At 49.1% G+C, this 21128-nt stretch carries 25 protein-coding genes; 10 read left to right on the top strand and 15 right to left on the bottom strand.

Annotation, left to right across the window (positions count from 1 at the left end; translation table 11 throughout):
* Positions 1-17: 17 nt before the first annotated feature.
* The 4 genes from D479_RS13705 to D479_RS13690 form a co-directional block, all read right to left on the bottom strand.
* Complete coding sequence (locus tag D479_RS13705; protein WP_008638072.1) at positions 18-482, bottom strand: GNAT family N-acetyltransferase; 465 nt, start codon at positions 480-482, stop codon at positions 18-20.
* 13 nt (positions 483-495) lie between these two features.
* Positions 496-678 (bottom strand): hypothetical protein, encoded by a 183-nt coding sequence (locus D479_RS13700; protein ID WP_008638071.1) that lies wholly within the window; start codon positions 676-678, stop codon positions 496-498.
* Between the two features lie 167 nt (positions 679-845).
* On the bottom strand, positions 846-1631 hold the full coding sequence (locus tag D479_RS13695) for an ion transporter (RefSeq protein ID WP_008638070.1): 786 nt from the start codon (positions 1629-1631) through the stop codon (positions 846-848).
* A gap of 155 nt (positions 1632-1786) precedes the next feature.
* Positions 1787-3718: a fructose-bisphosphatase class III gene (locus D479_RS13690; protein WP_008638069.1), complete on the bottom strand. Its 1932-nt coding sequence runs from the start codon at positions 3716-3718 to the stop codon at positions 1787-1789.
* Between the two features lie 213 nt (positions 3719-3931).
* On the opposite strand from D479_RS13690, the gene D479_RS13685 reads away from it, so the two are divergent.
* On the top strand, positions 3932-4114 hold the full coding sequence (locus D479_RS13685) for a hypothetical protein (protein ID WP_026578449.1): 183 nt from the start codon (positions 3932-3934) through the stop codon (positions 4112-4114).
* Positions 4115-4224: 110 nt separating this feature from the next.
* Here the strand turns inward: D479_RS13685 and D479_RS13680 are convergent, their stop codons facing one another.
* Entirely contained in the window at positions 4225-4545 is a 321-nt protein-coding gene (locus D479_RS13680; RefSeq protein WP_008638064.1) for a hypothetical protein, read from the bottom strand.
* A gap of 128 nt (positions 4546-4673) precedes the next feature.
* Positions 4674-5027: a hypothetical protein gene (locus tag D479_RS13675; protein WP_008638063.1), complete on the bottom strand. Its 354-nt coding sequence runs from the start codon at positions 5025-5027 to the stop codon at positions 4674-4676.
* A gap of 50 nt (positions 5028-5077) precedes the next feature.
* Between D479_RS13675 and D479_RS13670 the strand changes: the two genes are divergently transcribed.
* Genes D479_RS13670 through D479_RS13660 form a run of 3 tightly spaced genes read left to right on the top strand, consistent with a single transcriptional unit; the run spans position 5078 to position 7853 of the window.
* Complete coding sequence (locus D479_RS13670; RefSeq protein ID WP_008638061.1) at positions 5078-5728, top strand: DUF5819 family protein; 651 nt, start codon at positions 5078-5080, stop codon at positions 5726-5728.
* Positions 5729-5742: 14 nt separating this feature from the next.
* Positions 5743-6678 carry a hypothetical protein gene (locus D479_RS13665; RefSeq protein ID WP_008638058.1) on the top strand — a complete coding sequence of 312 codons (936 nt, stop codon included), beginning with the start codon at positions 5743-5745 and terminating at the stop codon, positions 6676-6678.
* Positions 6675-7853, top strand: a complete 1179-nt coding sequence (locus tag D479_RS13660) for a transglutaminase-like domain-containing protein (RefSeq protein WP_008638057.1) — start codon at positions 6675-6677, stop codon at positions 7851-7853. The genes D479_RS13665 and D479_RS13660 overlap by 4 nt, the downstream gene beginning before the upstream one ends.
* A 63-nt stretch (positions 7854-7916) precedes the next feature.
* Here D479_RS13660 and D479_RS13655 read toward each other — a convergent pair whose 3' ends face one another.
* Positions 7917-9173 carry a hypothetical protein gene (locus D479_RS13655; RefSeq protein WP_008638055.1) on the bottom strand — a complete coding sequence of 419 codons (1257 nt, stop codon included), beginning with the start codon at positions 9171-9173 and terminating at the stop codon, positions 7917-7919.
* 120 nt (positions 9174-9293) lie between these two features.
* Positions 9294-9521, bottom strand: a complete 228-nt coding sequence (locus D479_RS13650; RefSeq protein WP_008638048.1) for a hypothetical protein — start codon at positions 9519-9521, stop codon at positions 9294-9296.
* 189 nt (positions 9522-9710) lie between these two features.
* Between D479_RS13650 and D479_RS13645 the strand changes: the two genes are divergently transcribed.
* The 5 genes from D479_RS13645 to D479_RS19970 all read left to right on the top strand — a co-directional run bounded on the left by D479_RS13645 (position 9711) and on the right by D479_RS19970 (position 12186).
* Entirely contained in the window at positions 9711-10169 is a 459-nt protein-coding gene (locus tag D479_RS13645) for a LytTR family DNA-binding domain-containing protein (RefSeq protein ID WP_008638047.1), read from the top strand.
* Positions 10166-10579: a DUF3021 domain-containing protein gene (locus D479_RS13640; protein WP_008638046.1), complete on the top strand. Its 414-nt coding sequence runs from the start codon at positions 10166-10168 to the stop codon at positions 10577-10579. The genes D479_RS13645 and D479_RS13640 overlap by 4 nt, the downstream gene beginning before the upstream one ends.
* A 189-nt stretch (positions 10580-10768) precedes the next feature.
* Positions 10769-11113: a PadR family transcriptional regulator gene (locus D479_RS13635; RefSeq protein ID WP_008638044.1), complete on the top strand. Its 345-nt coding sequence runs from the start codon at positions 10769-10771 to the stop codon at positions 11111-11113.
* Positions 11103-11663 carry a DUF2812 domain-containing protein gene (locus tag D479_RS13630; protein ID WP_008638042.1) on the top strand — a complete coding sequence of 187 codons (561 nt, stop codon included), beginning with the start codon at positions 11103-11105 and terminating at the stop codon, positions 11661-11663. Before D479_RS13635 ends, D479_RS13630 begins: the two co-directional genes overlap by 11 nt.
* The gene (locus tag D479_RS19970) at positions 11656-12186 is read left to right on the top strand and encodes a DUF2812 domain-containing protein (protein ID WP_008638032.1); all 531 of its coding nucleotides are present in this window, start codon (positions 11656-11658) and stop codon (positions 12184-12186) included. The genes D479_RS13630 and D479_RS19970 overlap by 8 nt, the downstream gene beginning before the upstream one ends.
* A 38-nt stretch (positions 12187-12224) precedes the next feature.
* Here the strand turns inward: D479_RS19970 and D479_RS13620 are convergent, their stop codons facing one another.
* From D479_RS13620 to D479_RS13600, 4 genes are all read right to left on the bottom strand, one after another.
* Positions 12225-12734, bottom strand: coding sequence for a GNAT family N-acetyltransferase (locus tag D479_RS13620; RefSeq protein WP_008638031.1), 510 nt, complete (start codon positions 12732-12734; stop codon positions 12225-12227).
* Between the two features lie 454 nt (positions 12735-13188).
* On the bottom strand, positions 13189-13962 hold the full coding sequence (locus tag D479_RS13610) for a class I SAM-dependent methyltransferase (protein WP_008638027.1): 774 nt from the start codon (positions 13960-13962) through the stop codon (positions 13189-13191).
* Between the two features lie 98 nt (positions 13963-14060).
* A complete protein-coding gene (locus D479_RS13605; RefSeq protein ID WP_008638025.1) occupies positions 14061-14510 on the bottom strand; it encodes a GNAT family N-acetyltransferase in 450 nt (149 codons plus the stop codon).
* A 330-nt stretch (positions 14511-14840) separates the two neighbouring features.
* The gene (locus D479_RS13600; protein ID WP_008638021.1) at positions 14841-15371 is read right to left on the bottom strand and encodes a hypothetical protein; all 531 of its coding nucleotides are present in this window, start codon (positions 15369-15371) and stop codon (positions 14841-14843) included.
* A 92-nt stretch (positions 15372-15463) separates the two neighbouring features.
* On the opposite strand from D479_RS13600, the gene D479_RS13595 reads away from it, so the two are divergent.
* Positions 15464-16243 carry a MerR family transcriptional regulator gene (locus D479_RS13595; RefSeq protein ID WP_008638020.1) on the top strand — a complete coding sequence of 260 codons (780 nt, stop codon included), beginning with the start codon at positions 15464-15466 and terminating at the stop codon, positions 16241-16243.
* On the opposite strand, the gene D479_RS13590 is transcribed toward D479_RS13595, so the two are convergent.
* The 3 genes from D479_RS13590 to D479_RS13580 are packed head-to-tail and all read right to left on the bottom strand — an operon-like array spanning position 16155 to position 21050.
* On the bottom strand, positions 16155-17372 hold the full coding sequence (locus D479_RS13590) for a type III PLP-dependent enzyme (RefSeq protein WP_008638019.1): 1218 nt from the start codon (positions 17370-17372) through the stop codon (positions 16155-16157). The genes D479_RS13595 and D479_RS13590 overlap by 89 nt on opposite strands.
* Positions 17373-17379: 7 nt before the next feature.
* Positions 17380-19284, bottom strand: coding sequence for an IucA/IucC family protein (locus D479_RS13585; protein ID WP_008638018.1), 1905 nt, complete (start codon positions 19282-19284; stop codon positions 17380-17382).
* Positions 19281-21050, bottom strand: a complete 1770-nt coding sequence (locus D479_RS13580; protein WP_008638017.1) for an IucA/IucC family protein — start codon at positions 21048-21050, stop codon at positions 19281-19283. Before D479_RS13580 ends, D479_RS13585 begins: the two co-directional genes overlap by 4 nt.
* Between the last annotated feature and the right edge of the window lie 78 nt (positions 21051-21128).

The following is a 21128-nucleotide window of genomic DNA, read 5'->3' as shown; positions in this document are numbered from 1 at the left end:
AACTCCCTCTCCTTTCTCTAGGAGTCTCGTGGCAGCTTCTTCTCCATGGAAATATTCGTTTCTATGTAGCCTAACTTCTCATATAAGCGCCGGGCGATTTTGTTGTGTCCGAACACGTGCAACCCGATCGTTGACAGCCCGAGCTTCTCTGCTTCTGTTTCCAACGCACGCATCGCCCGCTTTCCGTGACCGAACCCGCGTTTACTCTCGTCCACTTTAATGTCGTAGATGAACCCTTTCTCAGGGGTCTGCCTGTAAAGCCAGATCACTCCGACCGCTTCCCCGTCCTCCTGCATGGTGAACAGGTAATGATCCACCGTATTCACGCCGTCCGGAAGCAGCTGACGGAATTGCTCCTCCGACTTCTCCAGCGCTTCTTCTTCCTTCCAATTCCCCGCACGCACCTTTTCCTCTGCATATTCCCGTACAGACAGCTCTCGGTATTGGTGAAACTCTTCGTTCCTCATTGGAGATAACAGCATTAGAAATCCTCCTTCATGATTCTATCCCATCCACGTCAGCTGATCTCTTATCCAACTGTTTCGCACATGTATAGGTAAGCAAAAGCGCGAGCAGAGCGATCCCCGCACACAGATACAGCGGGATATCCCAACGGACGTATGCCATCACAGCCGCCCACAAAATGACGATCAAATCGATGCCGAAAAATGCTTTCAAGTGCCTCAGCGTAAGCCACCCCTTTCTCCTCTGAACCTTCTACTCAACTATACGACAAAAACAGCCTCTCGTTTCAATAAATTTCCTGAATCTCTTCTACACCCTTACACAAGAACTCCTGTTACGTGCGGCATACAAAAAAGCCGAGGGGGAAATCCCTCAGCCTTTCAATGTTTTCCATTTTCTCTCATCATCTGCTTCAATTCCTGCAGATCCTGCTTGATCCGTTCCATATCCCTGCTTTCCTCTTCGGCATGCTCAGACAGCTGCTGGGCATTATTGACGATTTCCCCGACGATAAGGTTGAGGATGATGAAAGCGGAAATGATAATGAACGAAACAAAATACAGCCAGGACCATGTTACTTCTGCAAAGATCGGCCGGAAGACGCCGCTTGCCCAGCTCTCCAGTGTGAACACTTGGAAAAGCGTCAGCGTACTTAACCCGACATCTCCGAAATATTCCGGTGCAAGTTCGCCGAAGAAGCTCGTTCCGATGATGGCATAGACGTAAAAGATGATGCCCATTAAGAGCGTCACCGATCCGATCGCCGGAATGGCCATGAACAGTGCGGTCGTCAGCCTGCGTAACGATGGGACGACAGAAATCGTCCGCAGTACCCGGAGAACCCGGAGAATCCGCAGGACAGCGATGAAGTGGCTGTTGTATAGAACAAGCGTGCCGAATACGATGACAAAGTCGAAGATATTCCACCCATCTCGGAAGAAACGCAGACGGTAGACCACTATTTTCATCAGGATTTCGATGGTGAAGATCGCCAGGATGACGATATCGAGAAGAATGAAGATATTCTCATAGGATGCGTAAATCCGCTCGTCTGTCGCAAGACCGAGCAGGACGGCATTGAAAAGGATGACCGCCAGAATGAAGTTTGTGAACGTTTTGCTTTCTACGATTCGCTGTAACTGGATAATGTACTCCCCGCTTTCCACCTGACTGCGTTATGTATAAAAACCCTTACCCAGGCGTCATGTTTTTTTACAATCGTCTTCTTTATATAAGAATTCTCCTCGATAGTCAATGGATATTTCCGCAACTTTTCCAAACACAAAAAAAGCCTCCGGCAAGTATTCGCCGGAGGGTCTGTTTAATTCATATAACGTTCCTGCATGAGACGGTTCAAAATATGAAGCTCCTGAAGCAGCTCTTCCCCGACATTGGTCTCGAGTACCTTCTTCCGTTCGAGCTCCTTGTCGACGAGTCGCTTGACGGAAAGCACGTCCGTCCCGTTGCTCAGCACTTCTTCTTTTGAATTGAAGTGCTTGTGGGCGACGAGCTGCATGCCGTAGGAATTGTACAACAGCGTATACCCGGCAATTCCGGTCGTGGACTGGTAGGCTTTCGAGAAGCCGCCGTCGATGACGACCATTCTGCCGTTCGCTTTGATCGGATCCTCGCCTTCGATTTCCTTGATCGGCGTATGGCCGTTGATAATATGACCGTGCTCCGGATCCAAATCGAACTCCTCAAGGATCGTATGGCAGGTCTCTTCGTATTCACGAAGCGTATAGTACGGGTTCTTCACTTCTTTATGTGTCGCTTTATCTTTAATGAAATACCGCTCAAACGTCGTCATCGCCCGCTTCCCGAAGAGCGACGAATATTCGCCTGTCCATAGATACCAGACCATGTCTGTTGCGAGATCGTCGGTTTCCTCCGGATGTGCGAAGGAATGACGCAGGTAATACTCGAATTTATCGAGAAGCTCGCGGCCGCCGTACGTCTGATCTTCTATCGTCATTTTCTCCAGGTTGCCGTCTTCATCCAGCGGAATGCATCCGTGAATCAGAAGGTTTCCGTTATATTTCAAATACAGGTTCCCCTTCTTCATGAGGAATTTCATGTGTCGGGCCAATTTCTCCGAATGCTGGACGGAGAACAACAGCTTGTCGATCACTTCCTGCTCCTCTTCAAGGAGGCGGGCAGGATCTTCAGGGTCGACCGTTGAAAAACAAGTATTCTCCAGTGGATAGGCTTGGCCGTTGACGGTCAGCTCTTTGTTCTCCAGATCCATCTGTTCAAGAAGAAGCCTGTTCGACATGTTGAAATATGGACGGCGCTTGATGATCGGACTCTCCAGCTTGAACTGGATCATGGCGATCGCCTGGTGGATCTTCGTGATTTGTGCGATCTCATCATCCGAAAGCTTGGAATCGGTCTGCACTTTCGGACGGAACGCAGCATTTTCGTCATAGTATTTATCCGCCAGGTTCTGCAGCGGCCGCAGGTTGATTCCGTAAACGTCTTCGATGATATCGAGGTTGTTATAGCGAGCACAGATACGGATGATGTTGGCAAGGCAGACTTTGGAACCGGCGAAGGCACCGATCCATAAGACGTCATGGTTTCCCCACTGGATATCGACCGAGTGGTAGTTGATGAGCGTCTCCATGATTTTATCCGGTTCCGGCCCACGATCGTAAATGTCCCCAACGACGTGCAGGTGGTCCACGACGAGCTGCTGAGTCGTATAGGCAAGCCCGATGATCAACTTGTCCGCCTGACCGAGCGAAATGACCTGCTGGACGATTTTATTATAGTAATCTTCTTTATTGTAGTAGTCTTCCGTTTTGTACAGCAGTTCTTCGACGATGTAGTCGAACTGCTGCGGAAGGGCTTTGCGGAGTTTCTTCCGTGTGTATTTGGAAGAGGCATAGGAAATCAGTTTCAGCATCCGGTCGATGATGAGCGCATACCATTGATTGAGCTCTTCCTTGTTACCAAAGCCGTTCTTGATGATCTTGATTTTTTCTTCCGGATAGTAGACCAGGGCAGCGAACTCGTTGATCTCTTCTTCTGTAAGATCGTCGGCAAACAAGTCCATGATCTTCTCCCGCACACGTCCGGAGCCGTTCCGAAGCACGTGCTGGAAGGACTGGTATTCCCCGTGCAGATCGCTGACGAAGTGCTCGGTCCCTTTCGGCAGATTGAGGATCGCTTTCAAGTTGATGATCTCTGTCACTACTTTCTCTTCACAATCGTATTTCTGAGCAAGTAAATCCAAATATTTCGCGTTCAAGACTATGTATCCCCTTTCTGAATCTATCCCTATCTATCTAATCCCTTACTTACAGGATTACTTAGTGTTTAACCAACTGGAATCCATTTAAATCATAACATATTTTTGAAGCCGCAGAGGCCGGAAAGGCTTATAGATGGCATCTCCTTCCAAAATTTCCGTCGATATGATACGCTTCCATAAAGGAAAGATACAAAAGTCGGGAGGACTTTTATGAAGAAACGGACAAACCGAGAACGATATTGGATTTTACTGCCGCCCTTCCTCCTTGCCGCCGTCCTCACCTACCTTACACTCCCGGAGGATTACCGAGAATACTCCTTCCTCATCGTTCTTGCTTTCTGGATCAGCTACCACCTTTGGAATAGATATGCCTCCAGGCACAGACGCGAATAAGGACTGCTTCCGTCCTCTTGTCTACGACACCCGATACATAAAAAAAGCCTGACCCAACAGGGCCAGGCTATCTTTCTATCTATTATCATCTCTACTTAATCGCTCGTATTTCAGTCAAAAATGACATCAAGGTTTGCATCTTCCTTAATAGCAGGGTCAACATTTTCGTGGCCGTTGAGCTTGTCTACAGCGAAGTCAGCGACAGCATCCCCGACCTTCGCACCCGCTGCACCCGCTGCCCCTGTCAGAAACGCCGTTCCGACGATGGCTGGTACTGCTTCAGGCTCTACGGTTTCCGCATTTTCTCCTGTGACTTTCTTCTGCTCTTCCGGACTTACTTCATTCGAAGCGGCTAAAGACGATGACATTCCCAATGATCCTAATACAACAGTCCCAGCTAGTGCAATAGCTCCGAATTTCTTATACTTCATGCAATTCCTCCTTGGTGTATTTTTACAATTACCAGCTTCTCATGCATCCGTCTATATGTCAAATTATAGTATTCTTGGGTTTAAAAGGTCGGAGAAAGCGGAACATAAAGATACATAGAAAGCCCGCATCATTCCCCGGATGATCCAATTGTCCACCCGCCGAAAAAGAAAAGCGCACTTGTCACCCAGCTGGATCCCAATGATGTGAGGATCAGTAAAAGTCCGGCGGCGATGAACCAGGGTGCAATTCTTTTTTCAGGCCGTCCTTTCGCTAAAAGATAAAAGAGTACAAGCGTCCCGATGAACACAAGCAGCGTAGCTACTAAAAACGCCTGGTTACCGACCAGCCAATACTCTGTCCCGTTCAATCCGTTACGAGTGTCCACTAAGAACAATCCGGCTAACGTAGCGCCTGCAATCAGCATATTTAAAACGGACGCAGCAATCAAAGCGGCATAGGAGAACTTTTTCAATGTCGTCATCCTCTCTCGTTACCTTTGTCAATCATTACCATAACATAAAGGAGGCCGTCATGAACAAGCCAGGGCACCTCGTACTTATCCTAGCCGGAACGATTTTTCTAGTTTTCCACTTTACGATGCTCGGTCTTTCCGTCGGGCCGAACAACCCTGTTTCCGTCACCCACAGGGAAGCCATCAACCAGTATAAAGATCCGCTGTTCTATCAAAACTGGAACTTATTTGCCCCGGAGCCTATATCGAAGAATCATAAGATCCTCGTCAAATACCGGACGGATAGTGGAGAAGAATCGGATTGGAACGACATATCCACCCCGATTCTCGATTCCAATCAACAGAACCGGTTCAGTGCCATTAACCGCGCAGCGAGGGTACCTTCCGGGATTTTCTTCAGCATTTACCGACCTAATGACCTCGTCATGGCCTACAGGAAGAAAACCGGGGAAGAAGAAGCGACCGATGTCGTAAATGAAGAGGTCATTGAACAACAGCGCAGCGAACAGATCGACGCCCTGTACCGTTTTGCCAACTCCTCCATTCCGCTGTTGACGGATGCCGGGGAAGTGAAGGAAGTGAATGTCCGGATCATGGAGGTCTCTCCTGTTCCTTATTCCGAGCGAAACAATCCTGATTATAAACGGGAAGCACAGTACATCGATTTTGAATGGAGAGATTATTTCTATGTGGATTCATACGACGTCTGAAGGGAGCCCTCTACATGCTGAATAGAATAATCGACTGGTTCACCTCCCCTAAACATTTAATCGGAGCGAGTGTGACAAGGATCGTCCTCGGTGCGATCCTGGTTTACAACTATGTCATCAACTATCCATTAAGACACTTCTACTGGGCGGACAGCGGCGTCATTTCGAACGATATTTACAATACGATCTACCGGCTCCCTTTTTCGGTTTACGGCCTGTCTGACAGTGCCGCCTATTTCGAGGTCATGTTTCATGCAGGTTTGATTTTCTCTTTCTTGTTCATGATCGGGACCGGTGGCAAATTCACACAAATCATGAACTTCCTGTTCACCTTTTCACTCATTAACCGAAATGCGTTCATCAGCGACGGCGGCGATAACATCCTGTACTTGTGTCTTTTCTATATGCTGTTTATGAATGTTACGGCGTACTTCTCCGTTACGTTCCTTAGACGGCCGAAGTTCCTGGATCGATGGAAAGATACGTTTGCCATCATCCATAATTTCGGGCTTGCTTTCGTCGTCATCCAATTGTCTATCATGTATTTCACTTCGGGAATCTATCAGATCATGGGCGAACGGTGGAACAGTGGAACCGCGCTCTACTATATTCTGCAGGTAGAACAATACTCTTCCGAATTTTGGGAAGGCGTTCTCACAAGCAATACGTATTTCATCGTATTCTTCACCTATGCTTCCATCCTGATCAAATTGGCATTTCCACTCGCCCTGTTCAACAAATATGCGAAGTATACCATCATCGCAGGAATCATAGCGTTCCATATCGGAATTGCCATCGTCATGGGACTGATCACTTTCTCAGCCATCATGATAGGACTGGACTTCCTGCTGTTGAACAACAAGGAATATCAACGGGCTTGGACATGGATGAAGCGGTTCCGGGAGAAGCTGCCTGAGAAAATATCCGTAAAAGGGAGCAATGCTTCATGAAACGAAAAACATTCGAATTCTTATACGAGAATAGAAGCAGCAAAGGAATCGACGTTTGGCTTTCTGTGACGGACGATTGCCGGAATGTCACGTTCCCCGGCGCTTCTCCCACGCGCCGTACCAGCCATCCTTTCTTAGGGGATCTCTATTTCTTCCACTTGGATGGAAATGCACAGCTTTCCATGAAGGCGGAGGCAGGTTATTGGGACCCGGTAGGAAAAAGCGCAGAAGAAAAAGCCTTCTTCCTCAGAAGCTCCTCCCTCATACCGGTTGATGAGGAGACGCTTCAAGAAGCACAACAAATCGTCCGTGATGCCGTCGACGATCATGCGAAAGTACGCCTTCTTTTCCGACACATCCGTGACCATTATAAATACTCAACGAAATTCAACAAACGGGGGGTTCCCTACTGTAAAGCTTCAAAAAAAGGAGACTGCGGAGAGCTTTCTGCGCTTCTCGCTTCCTACTGCCGTTCCCTGGGCATCCCGGCAAGAGTGCTCGTCGGGGCTTGGATGGGGAAGAATGAACCGCACGCCTGGAATGAGGTTTTCCTTGAAGGGAAGGGATGGACACCCATGGACGTAAGCATCGCCATGTGGACCTTTTTCCGGCATCCACTTCGCAATATCGGAGCGACCATCAAGTACGGAGTCTTCTCTAATAAAAAGAAATACGAAAAAGGTATAGAAGGAAACCGTGTCGTATTTTCCATCGACCCGGAACGGGAGCTTACCCCCTCTTACTCATCCGTCGATCCGCCGACAGACAGCTCCACCTATATGATTGGAGATACACGCCTCGCCTGGGGATTCGATTCGATTCAGAATAAAGCACCTTATATGCAGCCGATTTACCCGAGACTGAATGAAGAATATACGAAAATCAGTAATCGCGATCTCCTGGGGAATGTGACTATTAAACCGGCAAAAGCAGTCGACCGTACCACCCTGCTTATGAAAAAATATTCCTTCGTCATTGGTGTTCTGCTCGTCTATGCAACCATTTTAATGGATTGGTTTTCCGTCGCAGTCCCTGCAAGTTACGCAGCGAGTGCCCTGTCGACGATTTCCCTTGGTATATTCGCCCTGCTTACCATCATCAGAAAAGAATACAACCTGCCGATTCTCGTCCTTTGTTTGTTATTCGTATTCTCTGCCGTTGGGTTAGTGTATTGAATAAAAGAAACACCCCATCCAAATCCGGTAGGGGTGTTTTTTTCTTTCTGTAAGAAGGTTGCTTTATAAATCCGCGAGCGGCACGATTTCCCCCGAGTGACTCAATACAGCATCATCACAGTCAAGCAGTCCGCAAAGGCAGTATCTGCCGGTCGTCCTGTCCAGCACATACGTCGGACGGAGCTTCAGCTTATCTTTCAGGAGCTCATACGCCTCTGTTTTTGTGTACTGCGCCGTGTCGGCCGCTTCGAACGCATCGAACATCTCCAGAAATGCGCCCGTGTCGATATGGGTAAGAACCTCTCCACCATCCTTGCTTAAGAACAGCTTCAGCTTCCTTTGGAAAACGGCCCTCGTCTTTTCCACTTCCTCCAGCTCTGCGACGACATAACCATGGTCCCGACAGACGTTCTTCCAGCGCCATTTCCCACTGTCTTCCGGATGATTCATCCGCAGGAAGCGCACAATCGCCTTATCGACCCGATCAACCGTACCCGGTTCCAGCGGCTCAAGGTCCGGGTGGGGCTCCTGTTTTTTCAACTGCTCCAGGCTCACTTCTTCGGATAGATCGATTTCCTGCGTTTCCACCGTCCCCCGAAGAGGAGAAGAGTAAGTCAAAATCTCGTCCCGTTCCACCCTCTGCTCCGACCAAAAGAGCTGAAAAGGAAGCGTTTCCCTGCCGTCATTGGTCATATAGATTTCTTCGAGTGCAAACGCAGAGACGAAACATTCCTTTTCCATCACCGGGAATTCCAACAGCTGCAGCTGCTCCATGACAATCTCTTTCACCTTTTCCGTCGTGAGGGCGAAGGACTCCACGTCCGCCTCTTCCTTTTGCGGGAACCGTCCGTGTATGGTGAAGAACACGAGCCTCCCTGCTTCATCAAGACGGATCTCGATCGTCCCAGCCGGAGTCGTACGTATCCCGTCGATCATACTATGGTACTGATACGTTCTTATCTCCCCGCTTGCCTGTTCCGTCTGCTCGGCCACGTTTACCCCGGTCTCTGTTTCGATCCAGCGTCGGACTTTTGCTTCATCATCCAGAACAATCGACTCCGCATGGGTCACCCCGCCTACAAAAATCACATGCTGCAGCTGCCCTGTATGGACATCGACTTCGATGCTCGCCGTCCCTTCCGGATTGAGATCTTCATCGTCCTGATCCGAATCGCTCGGAAACCATTCCATGCTGTAGATAAACTGTGTCTCCCGATTCGGACCTACCCTCCGATGAATGTGTTCCCGCGCGAGCGTATAATCGCGTAAACCGAATTGTTCCTTCACCTGTTCTGCCAATCCTTCCAACCGCTGTTCCATAGCCCCACCTCTTCATCATTTTCTGTTATGCATTTACGGGAGAGTTTTCATAAACGTTTCAAAAATAATAGAAACAGTGGGTATTGGAAACAAAAAAAGCATGGAACCCATGCTTTTCTTCTACTCCGTCTCCTGCTGATCCCTCTTTCCCTTCCATATCCCGTAACCGAAAAAGCCGCCTACCAGCGTAAATAGGACGACGGTAATAAGGAAATCCAACAAGGCAGCGACCGTAAAGCCTACGCCTCCGCGCATGATGAATTGATTGACGATGAAAAACAAAATTCCGGCCGGAAAGCCGAAACGGAGCATCCCTGTCTTTATATACTTGCTTTTCTTTAATTCCACGGTACACCTCTCCACAACATTTATTTTCTAGAAAAAGGGTATCACAGACATCTATGGAAGAGAAGCAGAAGGGCACCTTATAGCTGCAGCTCATCCGCCATAAGGTGCGTCTTACCGGAGGAGTGCTGACACTTTTCTTTCGTTTCCCTATACTGAGAACATAGAGAGAAAGCCAAGGAGGTGGAGCATGTGAAGATCCAACTGGATGTCGACCCGGGTTGCGAAGAGACGAAGGTGACCATCCACTGCAGCGAGCTTGATGACGATATCAAAGAACTGCTTGATTTCCTGAAAGCCGGTAAAACGGACCTGCTTACCGGTAAGCGCGGAGGAAAACAGCATCTCCTGAAACCGGAGGATGTCCACTATTTCCAGACTTCCGGGGAGCATGTTGTCGCAGAGAACGAAAAAGGGACGTTTACGATGAAGGAAAAACTGTATGAACTGGAACAATTGCTTCCATCAAGACGCTTCATCCGGTTGTCGAAGTCCGTCCTTGCCAATTTGTATGAAATCAGCCACTTCGAGCCTTCCTTCCACGGGACGCTCGCCGTCCATTTCAAGTCCGGAGCGAAAACCTACGCCTCGAGACACTACGTCAGTAAGATCAAAGAACTATTGAACAAGAACAGGAGGGAAAACAAATGAAAACATTTCTATTTCGCAGTTTCATCGGCATCTTCTTCGGAGCATTCCTCTCGGTCCTCACCACCTATGCCATCTTTTTCTTCGGAGACGTCACCGTATTCCAAGCCGATCCCTTTATCAAAAATTCACTCGGATCGATGTTCTGCGGCTGGTTCTTCTCCGTCACGCCGCTCCTTTTCGAAATCGAAACATGGAGCCTTTTCAGACAGACGGCCGTCCACTTCCTGATTGTGACGTGCCTGTTCTTTCCGCTCAGCGCCTGGATAGGATGGATGCCGTTCACCTTGACAAGTCTGCTCTTCTTCATCGCCGTCTTTCTTGTCCTGTATGGAGTGATCTGGCTCGGGTTTTATCTCTATTTCCGTCATGAATCACGAAAGCTCAATCAACAGCTCGAGCATATAGAATGACAGAAAACATACAACTTCCGGTCATCGAACGCTTTTATTATAAGAGCGTTCCATGACCGGATTTTTCTTTTTTCCTCTCCTCAAGCGAATTCTGAAAAAAATTCCCAATAATAAATTGACTTTTATATCATTAAACGATATATTACATTTAACGATATATCATTAAACGATATAAATGAGGTGAAGAGATTGGCCAGAAACGATGCCTTAGATGCCGGGGAGCTGACGGATACGTCCTTCTATATCCTCCTTTCCCTGCTGGAAGCCCGTCATGGGTACTTGATCATGCAGACGATCGAAGAGTGGACGGACGGTGAATTCACCATCGGTCCTGCCTCCCTTTATACGACGATCAAGAAGTTATTGAAAGCAGAGCTGATTGAGCTTGCGGAAGGTTCCGGGAAAAAGAAGACGTATATCGCAACAGCTGCCGGACGAGAACTGCTGAAATCCGATGTCGAGCGGCGCAGGCGAATGATCCGTCATGCCGAAGAGGTATGGCAGAAGAAGGAGGATGTTATCAATGAAGCGTAAATATATCATGATGGATGGACTCGCCTTTTCAGAAGGGAAAGAAATGGAGAAATTGGCGCGCTATGCGAAGAAAGGCTGGCATGTGGAACGCTTCCTGCTGCTTGGGTTCCGGCTTCGAAAGGGAGAACCGGAGGAGAAGCAGTTCGAAATCGATTATCGGGAGAGTCCGGATGAAGACTACTTCGATTTGTTTGAAGAGGCAGGCTGGAGACACGTATGTTCGTCGGTAGATTATATTCACCTTTTTACGGCGGAGCCGGGAACGACACCGCTCTATACAGATAAGACGAGCCTCCTGGAAAAGTATGAAACAGAGAAAGAGAAAGACGGGAAATGGGCCCTATGGTCGCTGGTTACGACCGTTCTTTCTTTCCTGCTGAGCGCCCTCAGCAGCGAGGCGGGGCTTCCTGCCTGGATCGGTGAGGCATTCGAATGGATAGGAATAATTGCCTTGTTCCCTACCATGATCACTGGAATGGTTTTCCTCGGCTTCGCATACCGCTGCCGGAAATTGAGAAAAGGAAGAACAGGAGCGAAAACGAATGTATAAACGAACGATACGGATATTTTTTACATGGCAGGACAATAAAGAAGCCGAATGGCTGCAATCGATGGCCAAGGACGGCTGGCATCTGGCCCGGTATCGCTTCGGTCTTTACACATTCATACAGGGAGAACCGGGCGAATACGTCTATAAACTGGACTACAGGAACGGGACGGACGAGGATATCGACAGCTATTTAGCTTTGTTCGAAGAAGCTGGATGGGAGAAGGTCGAGCGCTTCCACGGCTGGCACTATTTCCGTAAACCGCTCACAGTAAACGAAGACGCACCGGACATTTATACCGATCACGAGACGGAAGCGCATAAGTACCGGCTCCTCGTCAATCTGCTGATCCCGCTGTTCCTGGTTACTCTCGTTCTTGCTGCAACCATCTTCCAGCCTGGTGTCACCGGACATCCGATCTACACAGCTCTCAAAGTTTTGTATGGCTTTCTAATCGCCCTTTACGTCATCTCTATCGTCCAATTGAAAGTTAAGATCAACAAACTTACCCAGAACCATCTATAACAAAAGAGAGGAACCTGTGACAGGTTCCTCTTTTTTGTTCAGAAGTCGATTTGCCGGATATCGCCCCATCCATATACAGCTTCCTCCAAATCGACACCATCGATGGTCACCGTCTGACTGTCGATCCTACCCGCACCCTTCTTTTCGTAAAAAGCACAAGCAGGATTGTCTTCAAGCACCCGTACGAGGACAGGCACATCCCTATGCAGCAGCCCCGTCCTCCACGCATCCAGAAGCCGCGTTCCATGCCCTTTCCCCTGGTGCTCTTTCCTGATGTAAAGTGCATAAACCTCCTGGTTAAATCCAGCATAAAGGCCGCTTCTTTCCGGCCCTCCATGAATGAAACCGACGATGCCCTCTGCCGGCACAGAGGCTATGTATACCTGTTCCGCAGCAATGATTTTTCGCCATTTCTTTTCCCGCCCCGCATAAGTCATCCTCTGCAAATAACTTTCCGGTACGATAGGACTGTATGTAGAATGCCACGTATCTACTTGAACCTCGGCCACTCCCAGAGCATCGCCCTGCTGTGCTTTTCTTATGTCCATATCCGACCTCCTGCATGATAATCAAGTATATGACCGTTTACGCTCCCAGCAACATCATTGGAGTGTAAGTCATGAACATAAAAAACTTTCTCCCTGCTTACTCCAGAAACAATTCCAAAAAAGTTATGGGATAATACATAAAAACAACATAAAAACCAAGGAAAACAATAAGACCGACATTTATAAACACAATACTTTTATACGTCTGCACCTTGAACTGCAGCCAATAACTCACCGCCCAAAGGATATAAATGAAAACGATGGCCACATTCTCCGCTGTGTAGGGGTCCGGCTGGGGGACAAAATGAGTACCAAAGAACAACATGGCTCCCGTACCTAACAAAAGAACAAAAATAACCGCGTTAATCGCATGAATGATCGCGTGTCTAATACTTCCACTCCTAACCTCATTTCCCCCTATCTTGTGAGAGACGTTATTAAAGGAAGAATAATTCTACGCTTTCACAGCTCTTGTAGCAAGGAAGGTTTTGATATGTTTATCCAATATTCTGGTTCCGCCGAAATCGTCTTCGTAAAATCCATTAAGGACAAACCCAGCATCGATCTGGCCCTGTATCTGATCTTCCAACGTATGAGCATACTCAATGGTCTGGTTTGATTTTATGTATGCTTCGACATCGCTTTCCGGCATATAATCAAGCGTCGACGACGGTACCGAGTGCTTCACATCCAGTATCCCTTCTCTTTCCTTTTCATCATCAAAAATCCATAACAGCGGATTGGTGAAACCAGTGATCAGAACACCACCACGGCTCAAAACCCTGTATGCTTCTTTCCAAACGAGGTGTACATCTTTCACAAACAAATTTGAAACCGGGTTGACGATCAGATCAAACGATTCATCCTCAAAGTCACTCAGATCTGTCATGTCCCCTTGTACAACCCTTAAAGACAATCCGTCTCTGTCTGCGACATTCCGATCCTGCTCCAGCTGCTTCTTAGAAATATCCGTCACCGTAACATCTGCTCCTGCCGCAGCGAGAACGGGTGCCTGTTGTCCCCCTCCGGAAGCCAGACAAAGGATTTTCACATCCTTCAACGATTCAGGAAACCAGTGCCTGGGTACTTGTTTTTCCGTGGTCACGCTTATACTCCATTCATCCTTCTTCGCTTTTTCTATCACTTCCCTGCTTACAGGCTTTGTGTACTTGGAGCCCTCTTCTACTTTCTGGTCCCAGGCCGTACTATTCTGCTGCGTTGTATCCATGAAAGATCACCCCTGTAAAATTATGTATTAAATAAATATCATTGTAACATAGCAACTATGGTTCCAATGATATTTGGTTTATCTAATAACAGGAAACCCTACCTAAGCTCTTTATACATAATTACATGCGGCCCTAGGGAAGGATAGTCAAAAGCTTCTCCGAAAGGTTGAAAACCAAGCCTCTCATAATATTGCTTTACAGAAGTCCTGCCTTTACACCAAAGCAGATCTGCTGCAAGATGTTTCAATTCGCTCTCTCCAAAGGTCACTACCTCCCTTCCTGCTCCCTTCCCTCTATATTCTTCGACAGTAGCCATAGCCCTTAATCTATATGGATGAGAGTCTGCCAATTCCGGATGAGATTCAGGATAAAAAGAAGCCACACTGACCAATTTTCTTTTATGGAACGCACCTATATGAAATGCCCCGGAATCATGATCCGTATCATATTGACATGCCTGAAACGATTGATGTGGTCTGAGTATTTGGTGTCGAAGATGGTACGTTTGTTCTGCTTTAATTCTTTGCACTTTGAAATGGATTTCCATTAGAAAAATCACTCCCATACTTGATTACAAAAGGGGTTCACCTAAGGGCTCTAAAAACATCCCATCCCTTTGACTTCGGCCCCCATCCACTTCTTTCCCTCCTGCTATTCTCTTCTTCATGCAGCCTGCAAAATGGTTGGAAACTTCCTGATCATACTTCCATCTATCCATACATTCGTTAACCATTCGTCCCTCACCTGCTTCCATTCCTCTTCCAATCCATTGATGATCCTCCAGAGAGAGTTTTTTAATTTGGCAGGAGTTGCTCCCATAAAACTATTCGGTCCTGAAATTATCAACGAAAAAAAGAGTGGAAGCCGTGCTCCGCTCTTACTTCTTCGGCCATAGGAAATGACTTAAAGCAATCAGGAAATCCGCTCCGAGGACAAGCGACCAGATCCGCCAGACGCCGAAGAGCGCTTCGGTTCTCTCCGGATCACCGATCAACCAGATCAACAGCCACAGGAAAGCGGACCCGATCGCATAAGCAAGGATGTGCTGCAGAAAGCTTTTGAAGTAGTGACGCGCATACTCCATCCCTTTGCGTTTCTTTGGTTTCGGACCGGATTTCGTAACATAATATTGAAAGCGTTCGTCCGCCCAGCGGATCATGCTCTTCCCGAACGCGATGGATACTCCGATATAAACCGCTGCCACAGCGTGGATCGTCGTCGCCGTCGCCCCACGATAAAGATCGACGCTTGTCGCGATGAGAAGAAGGAGATCAATCACCGGTGTAAGGGCGAGGAAGAACAGCCCTGCCTTCTCCTTTCCTGCGACGTAGCGAAGCACAAGTCCGAGCAAAATGACGACCCAAAATCCAATTTCACTGAAAACAATCAACCAGCCGATACCATTCAAAAGCTATCTCTCCTCTGCTGCCAAACTATGGTATCCTCATCATAAAGGATGACGTTACGTCACCTGCAAGTTTTTTGGAGGTGTTTTGGAAAATGGGCTTACATACGACAGGAGAAGTAGCGAAACATCTGGATATTACGGTGCGCGCGGTCCGGTATTATGACCAGATTGGATTAGTATCACCTGCTGCCAAAGACCCTTCCGGCAGAAGGCTCTATTCCGAAGAGGAGGTCAGGGAGCTCGAGAAGGTGCTGCTCCTGAAGTCGCTTGCCATGGGGCTTGACGATATCGAGAAGATTCTCAAGGAGACGACGATTGCCGAAATCCTCACCCTTAACGAGGCAAAGCTTCGGGCATCGATCGCCGATCTGGAGCAGTCTTTGGGGCAGAACGAAGCATTGAAGAACTCGCTTCGCCTCGAAGGGACGATCCGATGGGACGCGCTGCTTCCGCTCGTACGGGACAACAAGCAGCGGACGGATCAAAACCGCTGGAACCATCATTTCAATGAAGAGGAGCAGATGCTCTTGAAGCAGGACCTTCCGAAAATGGAAGAAGCGGAAACGAAAAAATGGATCCGCCTTGTTGAGCGGACCCGGATATGTATCGAGCGGGGCATCGGTCCCGATTCAATCGACGGCCGCTTGATTGCCGAAGACTGCCTCGCCTTGTCTGCAGGCATGCTGGGAGATGACCCTGTTCTCATCGATAAATTCTGGCAGGCGCGTAAATCCGAGGAGACGTCCGCGGAGCTCGGACTCTATCCCGTGTCTCTGGATATTCTCACTTTTCTCGAGGAAGCGTTCCAGCATCTTCCTGAGCAAGCACTTCCCCATCCCGAACATACACGTGTTCCGGGTGGGGATGACTGAGAAAATCGTGATGGGAAATCGTCCATGCGTAAGCTCCCGCGTATTCGAAAATAACGATATCGCCGGCCCGCAGGTTGTCCACGTAATCACCGCGAACGAGCACATCGTTCGGCGTACAGAGTTCCCCGGCGATCGTGACATTTCCCTTCTCTACACCAGGACGCTTGAAGGGATACGGCCATGATTCGACCGGATGAATGCGGAAAGGATGGCTCATCTTCCAGGCGGCCGGCAGCCGTAAATGATGGGTACCGCCCCTCACGACGGCAAACCATTGGCCGTGGTTTTCTTTCACATCCAGCACTTCCGTCACATAATAACCACTCGCTGCCGTCAAGTAACGTCCGATTTCCAGGATAAGCGTCCATCCCTCCGGATCCAGCCGGTGCATACCGGCGGCGAATGCTTTCCAGTCAAACGGTTCTTCCGGGTTCCAATAGTTGATACCGATCCCTCCGCCGATATCGATGATCGAGGCTTTCAACCCGTAGCGCCGGCGCCAATCGTCTGCTTTCTCTACGCAGAGCTGGACAAATCGCACGTGTGCTTCTGCATCGAGATTGTTGGACATGGCATGGAAATGAAAGCCTGCAATTGACACTCTGCTTTCTTTCTCCGACTGCTTGATGCAGGCCGCCACATCTTCCTCCGACATTCCGAACTGACTTGGAACACCGGACATCATGTGGTGGCTTTCCGGTACGTCGCTGCTTAAGTTGACACGGAGCAGGACGGGAATGGATATACCTTTTTCCTCAGCTAAATGGGCAATGCGGTCCCAATCATGGGTGCTTTCGACGTTGATATAACGGACACCTTCCTCCAACGCAATCTCGATTTCGCTCTGCTTCTTACCTGGGGCACCGAAGACCATCGGTTTTCCATAGGCAGCCGCTTTGGCGATCTCTCCCCCTGATGCGACATCAAACCCGTCGATGATCGGTGCGAGCGTCTTCAGAAGGTGTCGGTCCGGATTCGCCTTCATCGCGTAAAAGAAGGAACAAAAATCCGGGAGCGTCTCCTTGATCATCCCGGCATGCTTTTCGAGCCGGGTAAGATCATACACATAGGCACAGACAGGATTCGAATGATCCTGTCTTTCTTCTATATATCTTTCGATGGCTTTCATCTTTCTGTCATCCTTTAGCTAATGGATTCGGCACAGCATTATAGCCGTACCCTTTACTTGCTGTCAGACGCATCGTCGCGAGCGATTTATGCATGACGGCAGGCTGGTATAAAAACGCACGGTCCGTCTCCACCGCTTCCGGTGCATCTTCCATAAGCGACGTCAAGACACGATCACACACCTCTCTCACAGCCTTCCAATACTGCGCTTCTTCTTCAGAAGAGGTGACGAGCTGCTTGATGATCTCTCCGAAATGGTTTTGGAATACGGTGTAATACAGCTTGTTGTGCATATCAGAGATGTCGTTGGTGATCGAGACGGAATCCGGTGCGAAGGCGGGCTTCATTCCGTGAAACCGGAGTCGTTCTGTATAAATCCTGGCCCCGCCCCAGTCCCGGAAGAAAAACCTGGTGAGCCGGCCGTCCTTGAAAACAGGAATGCTGTTCTGAAGATGGCCTTCCAGGGCGACTCCATATTTGACCATCAGCGTCAAATAACCGGGAAGCACTTTTTCTACATAGTCGATAAAGAATTCGAGCCGGGATAATGGTGAGTTCTCCACGATTTCCTGAATGATCGTTCCGTTGTACATCGGAGACTTCGCATACAGCGCCATCCCGGCAACGGCCGCCTCTCCCTGTTCCAGTTTGTCATCGATGCTTTCCCGGATCAGCATCGTCAAGTTCCTGCTTTTCAGCCGGTCATCCGTATGAAAAGCGGCTCCGCCAAGTTCATACAGGGGAAGAAAACCGTCAAGCTGCGGCTCCCGCTCAAGGATTGCCGCCAGCATTTCCGAAAAGACGGTCGTATTGAGCGCGGTTTGTGTAGAGATTGACCGGACTGTGGAAGTCATCTGGCTGTTGACGGCAAGCTTCAACACCGGGGCACCCTTCTTTTTGGAAGTGACCGTCCGGAAAGAGGAAGTGGCATCGACCGGCAGAACCGTTCCAGGAAGAAGAACGACGTCCCCGGAGGCACATTCTTCCTTATAAATGTCAGGGATGGCATGCTCGAACTGCCACGGATGGACAGGCAGAATTTCATAATCCTGAGCCGGAAGCCCTCTCGCCGCCAGTTCCTTCCCCGCCTCCTGTAAACACTCTGGATAGCAATCAGCAAGCAGGGATGCCTGGGTCGTCTTGATCACCCGGTGCTGCCGGACGGCAACAAACCGGAGAGCGAAAGACTGTCGGAACTCAGGGGAATAGCGCAGCAAATCCGCATAGCTCAGTCCCAGCTTCGTCTTCGCCCCAGGATGAAGATGATGACCGTCTGTGACAAGCTGTTCAAAGAAAAGACTCGGTTCCCTGAAATGGGAGAGGGCATATTCGATTGTCGAAGTTCTGCCTGCAGCCTCTTCTCTCACGCTCGTCGCCCACTGCTCCTGATTCATCAACGCAAGTGTCAGATTCGCCGCTCCGTTATTAAGTTCCCTTAGGAACGTATCCACATTCGGATACTTTTCCCTGCTGAAAAGCAGTCGGGAAAGCTCCGACGCCGTTTCGACAGGGCGATAACTTCCAGCATCGAAATAGACGACTTCTCCGGTCGTGTGGACACGCTGGAAAGCAGATTCACCATCGATGGCGAACATTACGCCGTAAGTTCCGAATGTTACCGCTCGATAAGTAAGCTCGGGTTGGAAGTCATAGCCTTGCAGTCCGTTGTACATAGAGGGAAGGACGGCACGGTTCAACTGTCCTCCCTCCGTTTTTACCGGAATCGCAGCGGCCTTCTCATACGCCCCGTCGATATTCTCACGGAAATAGGCATCGGACAGCTTTTTCATTATTCCTCTTCTGCCTTCCGGAAGGTATTCGAGAAATCTATCCACCTCTTCGGGATGCTGCTTCTGTAAAAACTGCAGACAATCCGCTTCTTCCTTCAACAACGATCGTTCTGTCACGGTCATCGTCCACGCACCTCGCTTTCCTTTGTAAACGGATTCGGCATATCTACATAGCGATTCTCCGTCACTTCATTCTTCAACCGCATCTGCACGAGCGCCTTCATCCGAGCCGGCCGGTGCAGGATTCGCTGGATATCTTCCCTTGCTTCTTCCGACAGGCGGACGGCCGTTTCCTTGACTACCATCTCCACTTCCGCCCACAGACCGTCTTCCGCACATCCGGTCTTTCTTGCCAATTGTACGATAATTTCACCGAGATGGTTATGCAGCACCGAATGGGTAAAGATATCAAGCAGCTCTTCGGTATCATCAGTCAGCAAATTGGTGCTTGCATCGATCGGTACATCACCGAAATGTTCAGCGAGCCGCTTCTCCAGCACGCGGATGCCGCCGTGATCACGAAGGATCGTCCGCAGCGGATGCCCGCCTTTGAAGACGACCACTGCATTCTGGAGGTGCGCTTCCATAGCGATCCCGTATTCTCCTAACAGATGCAGCACTCCAGGCAGAAGCGCTTCGGCATAGCGGCGGATGAAGGCACGCGGAGATCCTGCCCGTTCCGATGCTTCCTCCGCAATCGTTTTTCCGGACACGGGAGAAGGCGCGAGCAGGGACGCCCCCGGAATCGCTACTTCCTCATCACCTAATGCATACTCCGGATTTTCCCTTACAATAGCCGCCAGATTTTTCTGAAAGAAATGGGCATCTTCCACTCCTGTGGACGGTTGATAATGGATCGCTGCCGGTTCTTTCATGGTGCTCAAATGGGAGCGTAATGCTTCATCGGACTCAAGCAAATCCTTGAAAAACCGGGAAAGCATCGGCCCGTTGTAAGTGGATGCGGCAGACACCGTCCGCACCGCACTCGTCATTTGGATGTTGACGGCTGTTTTAATATGGTGCTTCCATTGATTATTTAACGGTGCAAGGGAGCGGAAGGAGATGAGCGCAGCTGTCGCAATGTCCGCGCCTTTTACACGCTTGATTCTGCCGGCTTCTATATCCGCTTGGTAATCCTTAACGATCGTATGCTTCCACTGCCATGGATGGACGGGAATTAAACCATAATCATCAGGATGGTTTATCTCAGACAGGAAGGCTTTTTCCACTTCTGGATATTCCGCAAAAAGAATTTCTTTCACCGTTTTCCCCTCCATGAGGGTCTCCCGGAATAACTGCTTATGAACGGCGACGGGAATAACTGCCGGCGTCCCACCCCACTCCGGAGCATACTGCCTCGCTTCTTTTTCCGACAGGCCGATTCTCGTCCGGGCACATGGATGAATCGTGTGGCCCTGAATGACCAGCTGTTCGAAAAATGTCAGAGGACTGAACGCTTTTGATTTTTTTTGGAGAACATAAGAAAAAACATCCGATACACCGAGCGCTTCGGCTTCTTGTTCCACTTTCTGGTTCCGTTCTTCTGACGCGGTGAGTGCAAGTGCGAGATTCCGGACACTGTTCTTCACTTCTATATAGAAAGGATCATCCGTCGGCAGGAAGAGACCCAGGACCTGCAGCGGGTCCGTTATTTCGTGCACATCTTCTCCTTCCACATACTGAACGCGGGCGATATCGAGCTGCCCAAGCCTGTATGTATGGGTGATCTCTACCTCAAGTGCCGCTTTGCCGATTGGAAATGCGGCCCCGTTTGGAAGGAGATCGTATGGATAGGCCTCTTCCCTGATCATCGCCTGCACCAAAAGGTGAAGAATGATCCGGTCGGCTTGATTTTGTATGTAGGTGGTACGATTCGTTTCGTTATGCATTGGGGTTCTTTCCTTTCCATCTTGATACGGACTACCCTATTCCCTGTTTCCAGCCGGGTTAATCATCATAGGCTTAGC

It is taken from the genome of Halobacillus sp. BAB-2008, assembly GCF_000328325.1.
GTDB lineage: Bacteria > Bacillota > Bacilli > Bacillales > Halobacillaceae > Halobacillus.
Note: the sequence above shows the minus strand (reverse complement) of the source record. Positions and strands in the feature narration are given on the sequence as shown.